The 19,042-nt window shown below is 54.1% G+C and carries 17 protein-coding genes and 1 pseudogene; 8 read left to right on the top strand and 10 right to left on the bottom strand.

Translation table 11 applies throughout. The annotated features are described in order from the left end of the window. Window positions 1-144: 144 nt before the first annotated feature. From AV059_RS21735 to AV059_RS21170, 5 genes and pseudogenes are all read right to left on the bottom strand, one after another. Window positions 145-812 (bottom strand): annotated as a pseudogene (locus AV059_RS21735) (tyrosine-type recombinase/integrase); the annotation flags it as partial. Then, window positions 799-1,143: a phage integrase SAM-like domain-containing protein gene (locus AV059_RS23215; RefSeq protein WP_058998017.1), complete on the bottom strand. Its 345-nt coding sequence runs from the start codon at window positions 1,141-1,143 to the stop codon at window positions 799-801. The gene AV059_RS23215 and the pseudogene AV059_RS21735, both read right to left, overlap by 14 nt. Before the next feature lie 22 nt (window positions 1,144-1,165). Further along, entirely contained in the window at window positions 1,166-1,693 is a 528-nt protein-coding gene (locus tag AV059_RS21180) for a hypothetical protein (protein WP_058998015.1), read from the bottom strand. Beyond that, window positions 1,690-2,226, bottom strand: a complete 537-nt coding sequence (locus AV059_RS21175) for a helix-turn-helix domain-containing protein (protein WP_058998013.1) — start codon at window positions 2,224-2,226, stop codon at window positions 1,690-1,692. Before AV059_RS21175 ends, AV059_RS21180 begins: the two co-directional genes overlap by 4 nt. Window positions 2,227-2,458: 232 nt before the next feature. Further along, window positions 2,459-3,763 (bottom strand): site-specific integrase, encoded by a 1,305-nt coding sequence (locus AV059_RS21170; RefSeq protein ID WP_058998011.1) that lies wholly within the window; start codon window positions 3,761-3,763, stop codon window positions 2,459-2,461. Window positions 3,764-4,080: 317 nt separating this feature from the next. Here AV059_RS21170 and AV059_RS21165 point away from each other — a divergent pair, with 317 nt between their 5' ends. Beyond that, window positions 4,081-5,820, top strand: coding sequence for a transposase (locus tag AV059_RS21165; RefSeq protein WP_079990842.1), 1,740 nt, complete (start codon window positions 4,081-4,083; stop codon window positions 5,818-5,820). A gap of 390 nt (window positions 5,821-6,210) precedes the next feature. On the opposite strand, the gene AV059_RS21160 is transcribed toward AV059_RS21165, so the two are convergent. After that, window positions 6,211-7,887, bottom strand: a complete 1,677-nt coding sequence (locus tag AV059_RS21160) for a transposase (RefSeq protein ID WP_058998008.1) — start codon at window positions 7,885-7,887, stop codon at window positions 6,211-6,213. Window positions 7,888-9,628: 1,741 nt separating this feature from the next. Between AV059_RS21160 and AV059_RS21145 the strand changes: the two genes are divergently transcribed. From AV059_RS21145 to AV059_RS21125, 6 genes are all read left to right on the top strand, one after another. Next, window positions 9,629-10,498: a ParA family protein gene (locus AV059_RS21145; RefSeq protein ID WP_058998004.1), complete on the top strand. Its 870-nt coding sequence runs from the start codon at window positions 9,629-9,631 to the stop codon at window positions 10,496-10,498. Continuing rightward, the gene (locus tag AV059_RS21140) at window positions 10,495-10,875 is read left to right on the top strand and encodes a hypothetical protein (protein ID WP_004966492.1); all 381 of its coding nucleotides are present in this window, start codon (window positions 10,495-10,497) and stop codon (window positions 10,873-10,875) included. The genes AV059_RS21145 and AV059_RS21140 overlap by 4 nt, the downstream gene beginning before the upstream one ends. 49 nt (window positions 10,876-10,924) lie before the next feature. Further along, the gene (locus AV059_RS22590; RefSeq protein WP_195156706.1) at window positions 10,925-11,125 is read left to right on the top strand and encodes a hypothetical protein; all 201 of its coding nucleotides are present in this window, start codon (window positions 10,925-10,927) and stop codon (window positions 11,123-11,125) included. Then, complete coding sequence (locus AV059_RS21135) at window positions 11,122-11,361, top strand: hypothetical protein (RefSeq protein ID WP_228841867.1); 240 nt, start codon at window positions 11,122-11,124, stop codon at window positions 11,359-11,361. The genes AV059_RS22590 and AV059_RS21135 overlap by 4 nt, the downstream gene beginning before the upstream one ends. A gap of 57 nt (window positions 11,362-11,418) precedes the next feature. Beyond that, complete coding sequence (locus AV059_RS21130; RefSeq protein WP_058998000.1) at window positions 11,419-12,249, top strand: hypothetical protein; 831 nt, start codon at window positions 11,419-11,421, stop codon at window positions 12,247-12,249. A gap of 75 nt (window positions 12,250-12,324) precedes the next feature. Then, window positions 12,325-12,906, top strand: a complete 582-nt coding sequence (locus AV059_RS21125) for a hypothetical protein (protein ID WP_058997998.1) — start codon at window positions 12,325-12,327, stop codon at window positions 12,904-12,906. Window positions 12,907-13,102: 196 nt separating this feature from the next. On the opposite strand, the gene AV059_RS21120 is transcribed toward AV059_RS21125, so the two are convergent. The 4 genes from AV059_RS21120 to AV059_RS21105 all read right to left on the bottom strand — a co-directional run bounded on the left by AV059_RS21120 (window position 13,103) and on the right by AV059_RS21105 (window position 17,472). Further along, on the bottom strand, window positions 13,103-14,014 hold the full coding sequence (locus AV059_RS21120; RefSeq protein ID WP_058997996.1) for a hypothetical protein: 912 nt from the start codon (window positions 14,012-14,014) through the stop codon (window positions 13,103-13,105). Window positions 14,015-14,387: 373 nt separating this feature from the next. Further along, entirely contained in the window at window positions 14,388-15,296 is a 909-nt protein-coding gene (locus AV059_RS21115) for a hypothetical protein (protein ID WP_058997994.1), read from the bottom strand. After that, the gene (locus tag AV059_RS21110) at window positions 15,297-16,553 is read right to left on the bottom strand and encodes a hypothetical protein (RefSeq protein WP_154021069.1); all 1,257 of its coding nucleotides are present in this window, start codon (window positions 16,551-16,553) and stop codon (window positions 15,297-15,299) included. A 79-nt stretch (window positions 16,554-16,632) separates the two neighbouring features. Then, on the bottom strand, window positions 16,633-17,472 hold the full coding sequence (locus tag AV059_RS21105) for a hypothetical protein (RefSeq protein WP_058997991.1): 840 nt from the start codon (window positions 17,470-17,472) through the stop codon (window positions 16,633-16,635). Window positions 17,473-18,019: 547 nt separating this feature from the next. On the opposite strand from AV059_RS21105, the gene AV059_RS21100 reads away from it, so the two are divergent. Beyond that, window positions 18,020-19,039 carry a hypothetical protein gene (locus tag AV059_RS21100; RefSeq protein WP_058997989.1) on the top strand — a complete coding sequence of 340 codons (1,020 nt, stop codon included), beginning with the start codon at window positions 18,020-18,022 and terminating at the stop codon, window positions 19,037-19,039. The last annotated feature ends 3 nt before the right edge of the window (window positions 19,040-19,042 follow it).

Raw genomic sequence — 19,042 nt, 5'->3', positions numbered from 1 at the left:
AAGAATTAATATGTGTCGTTGAATGAATATTTATTACGTTGCGATTTTGATCGATTGTTCATAATAATAAAGATCATCAGTAAATAGAAAGGGACAGAAGGTTGGTAATGCCTAACTTTCGTGTTTTCAACGGCGGTACATCCACTATTCATTTTCAGAAATTATTTGATTCGCTTCCTCACGGGTGCGTTTCGCGGCTTCTTGTGTGTATCCTTCGTGTGTGGTCTCGATCGATTTGTGACGGAGTACGTCTTGCGCCAACTGATGATTCTCGCGATAGATTTCTCGCCCGAAACCTCGGCGGGCGCCATGTGGCTTCAGTGGGTCTTCGAACTCGGAGTCAGATCATTCACACAGATCCACCAAGATGTTCCGGGCCGACTGGGTTGTGATCGACGGCGTCGGGTCCAGTGCCTTCGCTGCGTTGTCGAGTCTGGGGAACACAGCTTCGTCTTCATCGGGATCGCGGAGTTGCTTCCAGCGCCGAAGTGGGCGAATCGCATCGTCAAGAATCGGAGCAGACTCGCGGGTACGGTTCTTGCCGAACACCTGCATTGTGCCGGCTTCGAGGTCGACGTGACGCCACCGCAGGCCGTTCCGTTCCTCATCATCAGAGACGGCAACGAGCTCTGCGCTACGGACTGCTGAGTAGGCGAGCAAAAAACAAGCGCCTGGTCGCGGTAGGCTGCCGTACGGTCAATGTCATCGCCGATCCCGGCTTCGTCGACGCGGGCCGTCGCAGTGGCACAGATGGCTTCGCGGTCGCGTGTCGTCCAGTACTGTTGGTCTGTTTCCGTCTCATCTGTTGCGACACCACGCAGAGATATAGCGGTAATAGGTTTGTACAGTATTCTGCTTGAGGCCACGATCTCCGCTGAGATGCTGGGTATACTCCCGGAAGACGCGTTCATCGAGATCATCGAAGGTCGGATCTCGGTCGACGTTGTCAGGAATAATCCCGGTCCAGTCATCGCCGCCGCGGTCGTCGGCGGCCCACTCCGCAAATCGTTCCAACTCGCGTGCAGCGTTTCGTCGATAGTTCCCGGCGTCGCCACCGCGGCCTTTCCCCTTGTCCTGGAGGTAGCGCCCGAAGCTCTCGTCGAGAGCGCTTTCGAGACGAGAAGAAGACCGATCGTCGCTCACCGGCCCTCACCTCGGCGATACGTTAGCGAAATTCGTCGGCTGTGATCGTCTCGAGATACTCGACACTGACGTACCGGAATTCGATACGGTCGCTGAAGCCGTGTTGCGGGAGGAGCGTTTCGGCCGCCCGTCCCGCTGGTTTGTCGGTTGTAAGGAGAACAACGTGGTCTGCCTTCCCCGTATCGAGTACTTGAGCAGCAAGCCCTACGAGTGCCGTGTCCGCTTTCTCGGTGATATCCTCGTCGCGGTCGGTCTCGTTGGCGATGAACCGGCGTGCTTCGTCCATTACCGTCGAGACGAGCGGATTGGCGTAGTCGAGTTTGTCGGCGACGATGATCCACCCTTCCTCGAATCCATCGGGATAGGGAATGTTCCCCGAAGGATACTCGTCCGTTGCCGGATCGCCTCCGAGTTCTTCGTAGACGCGCTGGGGGATACGCAACGAGATACCAGCCTGTCGGAGTGCCCGGCGAAGCTGTTGAAATTTGTCCTTGTCCGGCCCACCACACCGGACGAAGACGCCGGTGTCGGCAATATAGACCGTCGTCATGCAACCGCGTCGACGTACTCAGTGGCAACCGGTTCCAGCGCCTGGAGAATGATCTCGGCTTCAAGCGGTGACAGGTCAAGTTCCCGGGCCGCAATCCGATGGTTGACCGTGCCGTCGACGTATTCGTAGGCGTATGCGAGGGCGACAGCAAGACCGTCGAGGCCATGGCGCTCGATATAGACGTCGATGTCTTCGTCCTGGTCGCGACGCGCCACGGCGGCGATAAGTGCCGGCGTGATCGTTTGGGTCTCACCATCCGTCGAGAGTGTGAGTGCAATCGACTCGGCGTCGTATTCGTACGGGCGTTGATCACGGGTCTTCTCCACTAAGCCAGCTGTTTCGAGATGCTGCACATAGTCGTAGGCAGTCCCCTGTGGAATGTCGAGCTCGTCGACCAGTTTGGACACGGTGACCGGACCGTGTTGCAAGATATGGGCATACAGCCGAGCGAGTGCCGGCGTGTCGAGAAGGTCGGCCACCGTCTGAAGCTGCTGAATTGGTGGCCGGCCTGACCGGGGAGGTGATTGCGCCATTTCGATTACGAATTGTGGATAATTCGTGATAAGGCTTCCGGCGAAGGTTCGGAACTCGCACCTGATCCAACACTCCCCGAGAGCTAGCCGCTTGCAGCGACTCTATCCCGGGAGAAGCGGCTTCGTGAGGCAGTTGTAGCATTCGTGCTTACCCGACGGCGACGGGGGTACGACAAAGTGATCTTGATTATGCTCGTAATCACTCCCAAGACTATGGATGCTCTACTACTCTCTACGATGACTCGTTACCGAACGCATCTGAAAGTTTCTCTCGCATGAACTCTCGTCGGAGTTCTCGTTTCCGCTCGTCGGTCAGGTAATCCTCAAAGACTACTTTCGCACTTGCACTGCCCTGTTCGTCGGCGATATCTTGGACGTGTTCCAGCAGGTCCTCCGTTGTGCTCGAATAGGCGTCGTACCAGAAGCGTCGCCCCATATGCGGTTTCCGGGCGACGCCGTCGATCTCCTCGGGGACCCCAGCTGTGTCGGCGAGGTCGTGGAACCAGCCCGCGATTGTCGTGCCGTCGACGTGGCCGGTTTTCGAGCGCTCCGAGGGGAACAGATAGCCATCGACTCGGGAGACGTGCCGCCGGGCTACGTCTTCGCCGAAGACGATGGCGACGGTCCCGGGCCCGTTCTTTCGCTCGTCGAACTGAATGTATGGGTCGTCGGCATCGAGATGGAGCTGGTCCTGGTGCAGCGCCGCGACCTCGCCAGCGCGTAGCCCCCAGCCCGCGAGTGCGACGATGAGCATCCGGTCGAGGCTGGTGATGGCGGCGTCGAACATGGCCCGGACGTGCTCGGGCTCGAGGGCGACCGGGTCAGTGTCCGAAGAGCGAGTCCACGAGAACCAATCTTCAGCCCCGTTGGTGGGGTTGACAGTGGCTACATGCCGATCTTCGAGCCAGCCGTACCACGTCCGTATTGCATCGTGCACGCGTGCGATGGTGGACTCAGCGTACTCATTCGACATGTAGGCGAAGGTCTCCCGGCAGCGGTCGACGGCTTCGGTTTCTGTGATGTCGCTGTCGGCGTCGACGGGCGAGAGGAGATCGTCGGTGTCGTGGCGCTCCCGGTAGGAGCGAGCGTAGCGGGCGAGCCGGTAGCGCATGGTCTCGCGGGTGCTGTCCGTCCAGTCGTCCGCGGCCGATTGCTTGGCATCGAAATACTCCTGGAAGGACTCGCGTGTCTCGTCATGTTCGATGTCCCAGTCGTACCCACTGGATTCGGTGTCGTAGTCCAGCATCTCTGACCAGAACGTGGCGAAGGTGGTGTCGTGGTACTCTTTCAGCGCGTACGTGAGCCCGCGGAAGCCGTTGTTCGAGAGCCACTCGTAGGAGGGGCGGTCGGTCTCGGGGTCTTGGCCGTCGCGTCGCAGCGCCGGAACGACCACGGCCTCGTACGCGTCGGCGAGCTGGGCTTCGGTGAGCAGCGTCCAGGGCACGTCGTCGGCCGAGTGCCACGGCTTCGTTCGCTCAATTCCGGGGGAACTGTCGTGCTGTCCCGGTTCTGAATCTGAATCAGCCGATTTCGGCATGCAGAGCTAAACACATTGAATCCTGATAGTTCTGTTGGGACAGGAGACGTGTGCCAGACTTATGCCTCTACGGTGGTTTGGCAAATATTGCCATAAAGTATATATCGCTGTATACAATCGCCGCGTCGCGGAGATCACGTTTTCGGGATCTCAAATTCTACCAACCACTAGATTGCTGATAAATTCGTTGGGCAACAATACCGTGGGACTAGACAGCTATGAGTTCGGTCAGATTCTGAAACAGTCGTTTTTGCGACTAATGTGACGACTTGAAACCACTCGCCGCCGCGCTCAGAACTACGATGACTTCAAAACGGATGTCGACGGTTGATGACGACGCCCCCGCGCTCGCGGGGGCGATCGTCTATCACGCTGGGGAAGTCTGTGAATCAGCGGATCATCTCTGGCGTGTCCTTGGAGAGGTATCGATTCCAGTTGATGGACTTACCGACGACCGCCAGCAACACAAGGCCGCAAACGGCACTGAACCGATGGCTCGGGTGTATCTCTATCAGGAGATCTACGACCTCGCCCAGAGCGAGGTCGCAGATCGCCTCGAAAACCGACCGTCACTCCTGAAGACGCTTGATTTGGACAAGGCACCGAGCCAGCAATCACTCTCGTACGCGTGGAAGCAGTTCAGTGAACAGACCAAACGGACGCTCAACGCGGCAGCTACAGGTATCGCCCAAGAAGCCGTTGACCGCGGCGTCATCTTGAAAGCACGAGTTCCACTCATCCCAGATGAAGATGATATCGAAGAAGACGGTGATGAACCAACCGTCACACGCGAACACGTTCGAAAGCAGGGGACCAAGATCGTCGAGCTCGCCCGAAGGCACGCCTTCGGCGAGTTCGACTCTGATAGGGCTCAAAATAGAGTTTACGAGGACGAACAGATCCTCGATCTGTTCGCCTCGGCATGCCTCACTCAAGGAAGCGCCCATTCAGAGGGTGAAGCTGGCTGGTTTCTTGACGAGAACGATGCCTGTGACGACTCTACGTTCCTCCGAGTGATCAAGCAGTTCGCAATGCCGGCTGATCGAGACGTGCCCGTCTCGCTCCAAGACCAACAGATCGAGGATATCGTCGCGTTCACCGAGGTGTTCCGCGAGTATCTCATGGACGCGTTCGATACTGCCACCGAGAACATCCTCCAGACGATACGTTACGAAGATCCATTCGACGACCGCCACGTCGTGGCGGCCGTCGATTTCACCCACGTCCCCTATCACGTCTGGCCGTGGATTGACAAGGACGAACAGATTCCAAAGTCGACGTACCCGCCGATGGTGAGCGGGTACGTCGACGACGGTGAGTTGAAACACGGCTACACGTTCGCGACGATCACAATCGTCGGGAACGACGTTCCGATTATCCTGGGGATTGAGGGCGTCAAAGAACACTCAGACTGGGAACCAGCCGAGGCGCCGGCTGACTCGAAAGCAGACGTCGTTGGGCGTCTGCTTTCGAGAGCCCAGCAGTACGTCGATCTGGACGAAATCCTGCTGGATCGTGGCTTCTACGCGAAAGAGGTCCGTGCAGAGATCAACAGTCGTGGCCTACTGTACACGATGCCAGTACCGAAATATGAGTCAGACTACAAGGCGATCAAACACATCAAGAGCAAAGACGGGGTAGACGCCGCTGTCAATCACGACGTCCCCGTCGGGATGGACGGGGACGTCGATCATACTGCAGAATATCTGTACGTTCCAGCCACCAGTGACGACGCTGAAGGCAAGTATGCCGTATTCGTGACCAATCGCGATCACGTCGCTCCCGACGAGATCGCTCACGTGACGAACGGCTACAGCCGTCGCTGGGATATCGAAAACCAGTACAAGTCGGTGAAGGCGTACCTTCCGAAGACCTCCTCAACAGACTACCGAATACGGTTGTTCAACTTCACGTTCGCAGCGTTACTGTACAATCTGTGGCGTCTCACTGACTTTCTGGTGAAAGTCGGCATAGAACGAGAGATCAGGTCGCCACCGGTCGTGACCGCCAGGACGTTCGTCCGGGCGGTCGGCCACTCTCTCCGAGAAGTCGGATGAGAAGGTGATACTGCACCTGTCGCTCGCCTGCGGCAAGCCGCAGGACTCGCGGTCTGAGCACGATATCGGCTGTTCTCTTCCAATCGGCCCGTCTCTCCTCGTCAGCCGGCGACTGATGCATAGCATCTCCGTGAGAACATCTCAAACTACGTCTGATTCGACCGATATTCGTTTGTAGATGCTCTATATCCCGAAAACGTGGAAGTTGAGACTGCACCGGGCTTAGCGGGGCTATAATGCGTGGATTCAGCCGATTCAGTGAACGGGAATTGACTTAGATTGCTCTCCAAACGCCCGATCTTGTTGCACTGCCACTCATGTTCGCGAATTTAGACGACTTCCGACAGCGTTGCCACTCAGACACCGCGCTATTACGGGTGGAGAACCTCACTATCCGATTCCGGTTTCTTTCTTCAACAGCGTCAGCGTGTTGTCGGCTGTCACAATTGGCGAGTGTTCGTATTCACCGGTCAATTCGACCTGTACGAGTAGATCCACCGCACGCCAAATCGAGTACAACAGACACGCGAATGCGAAGTAGAAGAATCGGAGTCCGAAGTCCTTCGAGGTCGTGGCGGCCATGAATCGCTTAATCGACCTGTAGCCACTCTCGATCTCCCACCGATACCCGTACTCAGTGAGGAAGCCACTACCGCGATTAGACATGAACACCGAATACTGTCGGTGATCGTCGTGCTCAGAGTCTTCTTTCCGGCGGTAGATCAGCGTCGTCTCGTGCCACTCGTTCTTCCCGAGATGGAGTTTCCTATCAGTCTCGTATCGGTCTTGACCCCGCTGGAGCAATCGCTTGGCCTGTGCTTTCTCGCTCGTCTGCATTCTCTTTGGGACGACGTACGACAGCCCGCGCTGGCTAAGCATCTCTATAATATGCTGACTGTCAAACTCGCGGTCCATCAGCACGTTATCGACGTGAACGAGGTCCTCGGCAGAGTTGAGCAAGTCTTCGACTATTTCTTTACGAGTCTCACCCTTTCGGACCGGGCGCGCATCCAGCACGATTGGAACGGCGTTGCCGACCAGTTGGACCGTCGCCCACTGATAGGCGTACTCATCGGTCTTCTCCTGTGTCCCAATAATCTCGTCTTCGTGCCCGGTCCTGTCGCCTTTGAACGGGTCCGCTTCAGTAATATCGATAGCGACGATCCCCGCTCGGAAGAACTCCTCTGTCTCTTCGACTTCATCCAGTAACCGATTCACAGCTTTCCGGTACATCTCCCGAACCTGTTCAATCGAGAGGTCACGAATCTGATCCCGATGGGCGTGTCCCAACGGCGTCCGGTCCCGGCTCGACTCGTGAACGAAACTGCGAGCCCCCTCGTTAGCAGCCAACCGTTCTCGAAGTCCGAGATGCGTTTGTAAGTCCCAATATGCGTTCTCGTGGATTTCACAACCATCACCACGATCTAACGAGAAGGCTGGCAAGACAATACGGCTGACGTGGTCCGTAATCGATGCCGCTTCGTCGAGAACGGCTTGATCGTCTGGGTCTGATTTGCTCGCTTCGTCATCTTGCGATGGAAAGCTACGTTCTGGCTCGCGCGGAACAGCAACGCCCGCGTTCTGAGCTTTGATTAGAATTGTCCGCGCAGCTGCCTCAATTGTCTCGCGAAGCTCTGTAGTGAATCGTTCGTGCCAGCTTCGCCATAGCGTCGACTGGTCTGGGACCGTCTCTATGTCTAGTTGTTCACGGAGTTCAGGATGGTGAGTGAGATACGTGAGGAGTGCCGTCTCGTGGGTCCAGCCGTGAAGTTCTTTGAGTAGGAACAATCGGAACAGTTGGGACATCTCGTACTGAATAGCTCCAGAATACCGGTCATGTGGCCCAAACTCGACGTACGCTACTGGGTAGTGAGATACGAACTCGTCGACGGAGTGGTGAGCCTGGTGGTCGAACCATGTGGACGCAACGGTCCAGATGTCTTCTTTCAGGCCGGCGAGAGAATTCCGGTCGTAGAGTGAAGTCGAATCATATGCTGGCCACTCAGCGTATGACTGCTGTGCGATTCGTCGAAAGACACTGCGTTGAGAGTCGCAACTCGCAACCACTACGAGATGCTGGCCACGGCAGGCTCAAGAATCCGTTTACTGCTCAGTACAGAGGAATAATTTATCTCACATCCAATTGTTGTGTCTGTCATGAAGTCTTGGTCCTCGGCTTTGGTCGGTATCGGAATCGGTGCCATACTTGGCTATGTCTTTGGTATACGGCGCGGAGATCTGTGGATTGGGGGTAGTATTGCAGTTACATCGTCAATTGCAGGGTACGGTTATCTTGCGTATCCCCAGTATCGAACCAGATGGTCTGGTCCCCACTCGAAATTCTGGTACACTCTCGTCGGTGTGTTGGCACCCACGCTGATGCTTCTTACGCCAAACAGTCCTCTCCTCTCCGATGATCTGTCGATAGTGGTTTTCCTGGGTTGTCTCTGGCTCGGCGGCGTTAATGCTGGCGTGGCACTTGTACACGAGTCCTCAGGCAATACCGATAACGAAGCATCATCGACTCTGCAATCGTCTCCCAGTGATTGACGCTCAATAAACAGACCTACTGCGCAGTTTATTCGATAACTCTATGCTGAAATGAAGCCACATTCAGAATAACGACTTCTTAGACAAGTCGTCGTCCGGTCAGTACAATTGTATGAGTGATCCAATGGTCCACATCGCTGAACCAGCAATTATGAGATAGCTCTTCCAATCGTACTCATTCACAATGGTATGAGTTTTGTGACGGAAGAATGCAAATAAACTGGCAATGAGTATAATTATTGCAGCAAAAGCCTGTACAGTCGTGGCAACGTTAATCTGTAGCTCCGTACCAACAAATAGGCCAGCTAACTCTGAAATCGCAACGGCGAAGAGACAAATTGCGACCGTTTTGGAGGGGTGCATCAATTCACACTAACTCTGTGCTGATGAAATACCTAACTCATATTTCTCTATCTGCATCCAGATTGAACAGCTAATTCAGCCAAAATGTCCCTGAATCTCATTTCGTATGCATTGAGACTGCCAGTCTCAACTACTGGCCCCAAATTCTGACCTCTAAGAAACAACATATTAGTATAGATCGTGCAGGAGACCAAGATGGACGTCTGATGCGTGAGAATTTAGCCGTCTCAGCGGTTACAGTGGGCTGAGAATGAAGCAAGGTTGGTTCATGATAGGTTATATTTTAATACCTGCGAAGAAATAACAAATATGTGACTGATAGTTTTGATAAGCTAGGGGGCGAATATCTGCGTATCAAGTTGGCCCTTGTAGTATGGGCATTTGTTACAGTTGCTGCTACCCTGATAGTGGAGATGTTCATCAAGAATGTATTTGGTTTAGTTCTATCTCTGATAGTAGGGATTATATTCGCGTTCGTCACATACCGAGGAATTTAGATTTTCTTGACTTCCGATCTGACCTTCCCAAAGTGATCAACTTCATGATCGCACATTTATCCAGCTTGGTGTGGTGACCTTCCGAACTGTTGAGAGGACTGCTTTGGTTTTCTCGTGAAGCGGTTCGAATGCTCTTGCACAGGTCGTGGCTGTGTGGGTCATCGTGACAGTTGATGACCCACACGCCACTCAGGCTATTCATGGAAACTGACGGTTACAACAGTGCGTTCGTTCAGTTATCCGTCGAATCACACGCATTAGGAGCGTCATTCTGGACTACATATATCTGAGCCTTAGACAAGCATCTTAGATAGCTGTCTTAGCTAACTGTCTTAGATAAGACTCTTGGATTAGTTGTCTGACGTAGTTACTTATCTTAGAAGGACACAGAAGAACATATGCTGAGCTACACAGTGTACTCTGAAGCTGGGGGCGTCGGCAAGACATCGCTGACCGCGAACCTCGCCGTCGCACACGCCCGGGCCGGTCTCGATGTCCTGACCATCCCACTCGATCCACAGGATGGTGACCTCTCCAGACTGCTGGGCGTCGACGACGACCGCGCCGACAGTAGCTCCGACAACCTCGTCCGGCATATGGTAAACAGCCCCCGAGGACCGTTCGAGGACCTCATTTGTACCGCCGACGGCGTTGACGTCGTCCCAGAACACAATATGCTTTCGGACCTCTCGGACCACCTGTCCCGTGAGCAAGACAAAGCTGAGGACCTCGGCGACGCGTACAACATCTACGCGCAGTTGCAGCGTGTACTTCGTGACGCCGGCGTTGCCGACAAGTACGACATCCTCATCTGTGACCCACCGGCAACTGAGTCGGACCACCTCTACAACGCAATCTACGCGACGCGGAATCTCGTCATCCCCGTCGAACCTTCCTGGAAGGGGCAGGCCAGTGTCGAGGGGCTTGCCGAGCTCGCTAGTAACTTCGCTGACCAGCTCAATATCGATGTCGGCGTCCTCGGCGCCGTCCCGAACGGTGTCAAGAACACGAGCGACCAGCGCGAGATGCTCGATGACATCGAGTTCGCCACGCCAGAGACCATCGGCGACAGGACATCGCTCATGGAAGGCTGCTGGAAGCAGCAGTGCTCTGCATTCCGATATGTCCAAGAGCATCGCGACCGCCGCCGCGACTACGAGGTCGAGACGCTTGCTCAGTTTGACCGTCTCGCCCGGTTCTTTGAGGCCGAAGGCGGCGTCGATGCACCGAGTCCGCCCGAGCCCGGCGCACTGGAGGAAACAGCATGACGGGCTTCAAGAGCGGTGCGAGTAATGACGACCCGCTCGGCAACGATGATGATAGCGACGGAGACGACAACGATACGCCGGCGATGACCGACGCGGAGATATCTATAGAGTCAGACACCGATGTCACGGAAGAGCCGTCTACGTCAAGCCTGCCGTGGATCTACGCGCGCAATGGAATTACCGATGGCCGCGCCCGGACCGTGCAGCTCCACCTGCAGCAATCGACTCTCGATAAGGAGCAAGCCGCGCTGCGAGACGTCGATATCACTGAATCAGTTAATAAAGCCGACCTCCGCGAAGCAGCGTATTTAGTGGGTCTTGCCAATTTAGACGCCGTCGCCGGCCAGTTACGGGAGTGGGGCTACGACGCAGAGTAACCAAGGGATATCTTGGAAAAATATACACCGGTCTCTCAGTTGCGGAAGTATGTACAGGACGATCAAAGCCGGCGCTGGCTTCGTGTTCGTTGGGACAATCGGCGTAATTGTCGAACAGACAATTTTGAGCACCAGTATCGAAGTTACCTCCGGACCGTTTTCAGGCGTAATCAGGGCCGTGGCGGCGCTGCCACAACTGAGTATCGTCGCCGGGTGTGCAGTTATACTGGCCTCTGTTTTGACAGATTGATTTATCAGAACCGGAAGCTCCTACTCTGGCAGCTCGCAGCAGACGGACGCTCGTTCTGTGGTATCCAGTTTGTCGCTCGTGAACGCGACCTGCAGAACGCTTCTATCGACGAACAAGTCCAAGCCTTCGTCGACGATATGCTCTCTGACGGAGAGGTCCGGCCAGAGTACGACGCGATGGCGGACTGGGAAGCCCTGGAAGCGAACCACGGCGACACTGCCGACCAGTACCTCTAGATCGGACTTCGACCCAGCGCGATTTTGTGCTGCCTCAGTGGCTGGAGGCTTTCCAGTATGTTGCCGACAGACGAACCACCGTTTGACCCGATCTTCGTCGATGAACCGCTGCTTATCCCAAACTACAAAGAGACGATCATCAGCAAAGTCGGCTTACCGTTCTACGCCAACGTTGACTGCCCCGATGAAGCGCCCGCTGACGAGTGCGAGCGAACCATCGACCTCGCGGAGCGAATCCTGCGCACCGGCGGCGTCCGAACCGGCTTCGGGCACCACGAAGAAGTCCGTACCTCAATGGAGTCGTGGGCTCCCGATGCCGACAAGGAATGCGACGCTGACCCCGGCTACTGGCGGTCGTCAGTGCTCTTGATGTCGCCCCAAGAGATGAATTTCGGACAACTGGACGGCGAACCCGAGGAGAGGTACAAGAAGGCCAAGACCGTGCTTGCGTGGGCCGCCGACTGTATCGACAGCGACGTCCTTCAGGAGATCGAGCGGTCCCAAGCCGAGGACATCAAGCAAGCGTGGCGCGACGCCGCAGAAGCCGAACTGACCCAACGCGAAATCGAGCAGTTCGCCGAGGACCCGCCAGACAAACTCGACGAGTGGACGAGACTTGACGCCAACCACGACGCTGTTGAGGTTGCCTACGTCGCTGACAACCATGGGACGCCGTCGGTCGCGGCCGTCTTTGAAGACGCTGACAGCGAGTTGGAGGCGCTTGAGTTCACGCTGGAAGAGTGGCAAGAGAACGACGGCAATCCTCGTCAGGCAAGGCCAAATCGGTACTGTGTCACGACTGATGGCGACGGGGCCTACGCCCAACTTCGGTCGCATCTGCTGACCTTCGAGGTCGAGCCGATGGAGCCGGACCCAGCTGTTCAGTAGCCCACAGACCGAGAACGATTTTTTGGCCCCCGGTCGGGTGCGGGGCGGTCCAGTGAGAGCGTCCCGACAGTACCCATGGCATCGAAGACCACCAACAGCGATCAGACCGGAGAACAGCAATCAACATCCAGCGAAGCGCAGTTCCCAGACCTTACAGTCCGCGCCGAGGGGACCGCAAACCGACTTCGGCGCGTGAATGAACCCGGGAAGGCCGATTGTCTCGAAACAGTCGAGGTTGAGCTAGCTGTCGAGTACGATATCGACTCCTACGACGAGTGGCGCAATCTCGTTGACCCAGACTACGCCATACACGGACGGACCGTTGAGAAGGGCACGATCATCGACGACTTGCTCGACAGACTTGAAGGCCACTACCGCCGGCAGTCGTCCTCTAGATATGAAGCCCCGGACTGGAATCTCACGGTGACCGGCTCGGCGACTGCGTGGCGACGACTCTTCATGGAATTTACCCAGATGCGCGGTTCAGATTCCGACCGTGCCGACAAAGGCACTCTTCGTCTCAAACGGTTGCTCGCCGCAGACCTCGTAGACACAGGCGCAGCGCTGGCTGCCCTCGAACTCATCAACCAGTATGATCTGGACAGGGCCACGGACACGTTCATCGCAGAAGTGACGGACAGCACGGGCGGCGAGTAGCCAACTCGTCCTATATCGCTCTCGGCTCTTACCGAAGACAGCAAAACACTGGTATCTGTCTCGGGGGTGGTAGATTGGGATGTGCAAGATGCACAGCGCGAGTCTTGCAGGAAAATCTACTCAAATCGCGGGCCAAGAGAATCAGTCGATACAGTGATGAATCCAGCGGAGGAGTTGCTGGGGTCATATTATTACGTCATCGTTCGGCTTCGAATGTCGTTGTCTGGCGATAATCCTCAATCTCTTCGCCATGTTCTGCCTCGGCGTGTTCACCGATAGCATCAACCAACTCTTCTGCGGCCTCGTAGTGCAAATTGATGCGACGTTCGATGTTGATCGTATCGCCTTCGACTTTCTCGTAGTGGTGATCCGCACCTTCCCTGTACCCATCGGGACCGTAGGTGTCGATGTCGGATTCGATGACATTCACTTCTTCCAAGCCGACACTCAACGTCATCTCTGTACTACCCGTGTTCTCGTCGATAAATTGAGCGTAGACGAAGGGAAGTGAGAGGTTGTGCTGCGCATACACTCTGAGCCCTATTATCAACCGTTCTTCGTCCTCAAATTCTTCCTTCGCCTCCTCTACGAGGCCGTCGGTCGGGATGTTTGGCTCGATCGTTTGGAGGATTTGATTGAAGCTGTAGGCACTCGCCATGTAGTTATGGACGTCAGTATTGACCTGTCGGTCAAACTCTGCTCCTTTGCCGTCTAATCCTTCGCCTCGGAAGGTATCGCAAGCATCGTGGATGCGATCTCTGTTCTCCCATAGGATGGCGAGTGCAGCGTTGAGTTCACCGAAGCCCTCTACTAGTTCTCTAATAACGTGCGTTTGTCTGTGGAGTGATTCTTTCCGTGAACTGGAGAACATGTTCAGGTGGTCATCATCCTCGTCAAGTCGGTTGGCTTCGTAGCTGAGGATTTGCTTGTCGTTCTCCACGGTAATTTCATACTCGGCTTCGCATCCGGGACAGGAATGTGGGGTGGTGTACTGACCCTCTTCCTCTCTAGTGAGTCGGTTTGCCTGGATGACGAATTCTGTTCCGCAGTTGTAGCAGGCAATGTCGGCGAGAAGACCTTCTATCAGGCGTACTAGTTCAGCGTCCATGGTTGTGGTTAAATTATGTGCAATTTAGCTTTGGTTGGCCCGTTTTTATGAGGTACTATATCCGAGTGGCGGACGCCGGTCTCAATAAAACCGTCCGGAGTCTCATTTGTGCCCCATATCTTGCACGGGACTCTGACAATCATCAGAAGCTGGTAGGAATCGTAACGGTCGTTTTGGGTGCTTGGTGAGCGGACGGTTCAGCGTGAGAAAGGTCAATCAAAACGAGACGTAGCTGCAGTCAAGCTCTGAGGTTACGGACTTTCTCGCTCTGCCATTCGAGATCGAGCAGGCCCTTTCTGGCGTGAGTGAGGCTGAACGGAAAGTCCTCCGTGTAGCACCCTCACTTTACTTTCATTCCTGTATAACTTCCACGTCACATGAAATCTGACAGATCAGACATCCCTTCTTCAGCATCATCCTCGTCAGATAGGTGTTCCTCTACAGATTCTCTCTCCAATCTGTGTCTGCACCCCATTATTTGACTAAGTTTATATTTTGTAAAGAGGAATTTCCCGTCATCTCTTCTTTTCCGACATGCTCCAATATCACGGAGATACGCTAAGACATCCTCTATTTGTTCATACTGAATGTCCCGCCCGAAGTGGTTTTTTACATCCTCGTAGCTCAGCGCAACCCCACCGTTCAGATCCCTGTTTAATATTATTTCCTCACAAATCCCAACCGCTAACGATTCATCTCTCACCTCCCGAGTCAAATACACCATGTTCGGGGGACTTTTCGGGACGTGAATCCCGTTGTTGAGTAGTTCAGTGAGGTCATCGTGACGTATCTCTCGTGTTTCGAGCGATAGAGATGTACCAGGGGCTACGGTTGCAATGGAACTCACATCTTCGAGTCGTCGCAGGTGTTCCCGTTGCTCCGCTGACCCTGATTGGTGCTCAATGTATTGATCTTCCTGCATTACGGTGCAGTGATCAAACCAGTCAATGTCTGAATCGAGATGATCCTCGGATATCGGGGTTCTGCTCAGGTGGTTTTCGACTGCCTCAAGCCCGATTTCGTTATATCGGGCTATTCGTTGAATATCGTCGTCAGTGATTCGTTCTGGCGTAATAAAATCGAAGAAGACGACGGTGTTACGATCGAGCAGTGTGTACGGAGGTTCTATATCAACGTCGTTCCGGGTATCAGGGATATACATAAAATCACCGACAATTCTGAATCCGAGATCAACCAACCCTCTATTCTCTTCCCCGAATACAGCTGAGTGAAAGAGGTTATGGGTCTGAATGTGTTGTTTCTGAGGTACCCACCCGTTCATTCATGCCCTCATTTTCTTGGCCGTCTTATCTATACTATAGGACGAATTAAATTCGTCATCGATGATTTGATAAAAGTCTCGAAGGCCTTCCTGAGTCGTATTTCCTCTCGTGTAGACTTTCAAATCTTTCTCTGACACGATTACTTCGAACGACTGCCCCCTATCCCCATCGTACACTAAGTACTGATTGTTACCGATCAAAGAGTACCGATACCGCTGTTTGTACTCTAGGATATCTTCTTTAAGACTCTGAGCGACGGCATCATCATCCGGATAGTCTTCATCTCGTAGTTCCTCTCTGAACACACAGATCGTCAGTCCGTCAAGTACACTGCCTTGATCGGCATCACGCAACGCTTCAGGAATCCCTCCGTCTGTCTCATTCTCGTCGCCAGATTCATCGAGAGTTAGTTGCGTTAAAAAGTACCGGTCACCCGGTGTGAGCCGTTCTGGACGGTGGGGGACAGCGAAGTTCTCCTGATCTTTCTGCTGCGTAGTTTCAATTATATTCTCAATCGTCTCTATCCCGACGTCGCCTGACCCTTCACGTACACGAGGGATGGATGCGTATCCGTGTTGACTCACGGTGCCTTTCACAGCCTCTGCAGGGCTATTTCGCTGACTGAATACGACGCGCTTAGGGCGAGCGTCGAAATCTTCTTCGACCTTGCGTAGATGATCGTCTGACCCCCCATGGACCTGCACGCTGATGTATTCGTCTTTAAAGAATGGTTCATATTTAGCGGTGAACCCCGACAAATCACGTTTCTTGTACTCTTTAACAATCTCCTGAAGGTTTTCTGAGCTCAGGAATATCCTGTCCAGAGATGGAATATACTGAATTAACCGTTCGATCGTATCCTCAGCAATTGTCTTTCGAACCACCGTCACTGCTTTCAGGTAGTCATCACCCTCAATGAGCAGAAACTCATCGTCACGACTGTATTTGGGCGTTGTGATGACCAGCAGTGACGCCTCATCATTCACTGGTTCGATAGAAAATGTATGCTTTTCAAAAAATTGCTGAGGTGCTTGATTTAGAGAGTCTGAAGCAACAAGCTCCTGAATTGTATTATGTAACTGTCCAATTTCAAATCCGTTACTAGCTGCTGTATACAGCTTCAACTCTGTGGATTGCTTCTTTTTTTCCCTACCTTCTTCAGCAATCTCTTCATCCGTTTTTGTGACGAAATCTACGAATTTTTCGAGTACTTTCTCAGTCGATTCACTCTCTACGTCTTGGTCGCTAAAGAGCAATATTGATCACCATAGGTTCCCGGGATGGTTCGAACGTCTCTCTCACGGTATAAATTGATTATCCACGCGGCCAAAGTAATCAATTCGCGTTCTGTTTTATTTCATCGTATTCGTCACTACTAGCCTCCTGAGCATCATACAGAGTCCAATCAACCTCCTCCAACTTCGATAGCTTCTCCCTGATTACGCCGATTGTAATCTCTTGATCATCGCCCGTCGTTGTTGTATACTTTACACTGAATGCCAAGGAAACCTCTTCCACATCCCCGTGAATCGATTCTAGCGCATCACCGATATCTTCCTCACCTAACTCTGAGTCATTCCTCAGGAAACCACCCATTTTCATCTTTACAAGCCTAGGCCTGGCAACGAACTCCGTTGCTTCATCCCCCGTGTCAGACAGCGCACCTCCCACATCAGTCGGCCACCACGTCCCCTCATCAGTCCGTTGCAACGGGACCGCATTTGAAGCATAGTAGATCTCTTGATCTTCCGGAACATCATACGCAACCCCAATCCAGAGTCTGAGATCTCGCGCCGCCGAATTCCCGTTGTTCACGAGTTGCAAGTAATACTTGTTCGCCTCATACGTTGCCATGTCAGTCTCGTCCACTCGTTTCTTCCCCCATTCTCTGTCTTTAACGCCCACGATTGGCGTGTATCCCGCTCGCATCAGTTGTTCTTGTCGTGATGCCAAGTCAGTCTGCGTGTTTTGAATGAAATACTGCATCAAATACGCAGTAAACAGTAGCGCAGACAGCAGTACTGAGAGGGCTGTATTGTGCGTGTCTGCGTATTCTAATACACCGTTGAGGAAGACAGACCCATCTCTGAGCATAAAATCTCCCGCAGACAGTACAATTAACCCCAATATGACTATCAGTAAAGCTTGAGAGACTCTCTTACTGATTGTTCCCATGGAATCCCTTACTCTTACAAACTATATTCAGGACTTATAATCAATTACTTCTCCAAAAGAGGGTGTGATAAACCAGTTCTCAGACCCTTGGTATGCTACGGGGATTCACTAAATACAGGGGAGACAGCGACCAGCTAGCTGTTTGCGAAATGCCAATATTCGCAGCGTCAAAAAACGCTATCAAATAGCCTGCCAATCAGGAAGACAACGACGAATGCACCGAACAAAATCACCACCGCTAGAAGGAAATCGGTGGGACTTCCCGACCCCTCAAGACCAATTTGTAAGGCGGGATACATCGTGTTCGGAAGGTTGGGTTAGAAGAGTAAATAGCCAGTGGGTGACGTGCTAAATTCGCAGTTCTACTGATTGGCTGATTCATCCGAACCGGTGTGAAAATATCAATCACCGACTGCTGACTTCACCCTCTACATCTTGCACGGCAACCAGTGACAACATCATCAGGTCGACAGCTGTTTCACTGGATCAGGCAAGACTCTCGCTCTCTGTCGGTTTGTGCTTCCCCCGGGGCCGAGGTTTAAATACGATGACGAACGCAACCAAGCGTGTGACTGACCGAAATCCTGAGTACGATCCCGCTGATATCCTCGGCGCAGCGAGTTCCGACCCTGAAACGAGGGGGAACGGACGGGAACGAGTCCTCGACTCCACCGGCTATCCCGACCGTACAGAGGATGAGACTCGTACCTGTCGGACCTGTGGACAGGCCATTCCACGGGATGAACGCCAGTGTCCATTCTGCGCTCAAACCGGCATCTCAGAGACTTCGTTCGACGATCAGGATAGCAGCCCACTTGGGGAGTGGACGTTCGGTCGGGTGGTGCTCGCGCTCGTTGAAGCGAATACTGACTTCCATGCACGAGCCCTCGGCGCTGCGGCCTTCTCCGTTTCCGACAGCATCGCGAGCGTCGAAGACACCTCCCATGGAACGGTGAAGTGTCGAGCAGCGTTCGGGACCGAGCCAGCCGCCACTCTCACGAAGGGCTGGCCCGACCTGCCGACCGAAACCACGATCGACGCGGAACCCGGACAGGCGCTTCTAGAGACAGCCGACGAACAGACCAACTGGGACGGGGATGGGGACGACGTCCAGCCACGGATCTATCTCGAGGACGGGTCACCAGTTACCGACCGCTCGGAGTTCCAGCAGCTCACGGATGAGTTCCGACAGGACGACGGCACGTACTGGCTTGTGCCCGGCGTTGTGAAGCGCCATCAGGCAAGAGCCGAACCGGAGATAATCGGTATCGGGTTCCACTGTCGGCAGTGTGGCGCCGTGACGGGACACGAATCTCACGGGCTCGATGGCTTCGAGTGCCACCCACACCTTGACCGCATGATCTGGACCTGCAGAGAGTGTGGGCAGCACCGACACGAGCCCGAACAGGAGGATGACACGGCGGACGTCACGGGCTATGAGCATCTTCCCGACGGCGTCTCACCCGAGGACATCCACGGCGACGAGCCAGACTTCCAGGAACAAGAGTTTCAGGACCAGATCAGTGCCTATCGCGAGCGGAATGGCTTCTTCCCGTGGGAGCGGTAGTCC

The organism is Haloarcula sp. CBA1127, from assembly GCF_001485575.1.
In the GTDB taxonomy this organism is placed as follows: domain Archaea; phylum Halobacteriota; class Halobacteria; order Halobacteriales; family Haloarculaceae; genus Haloarcula.
The sequence above is the reverse complement of the archived record's forward strand: the minus strand, read 5'-3'. Positions and strand labels throughout refer to the sequence as shown.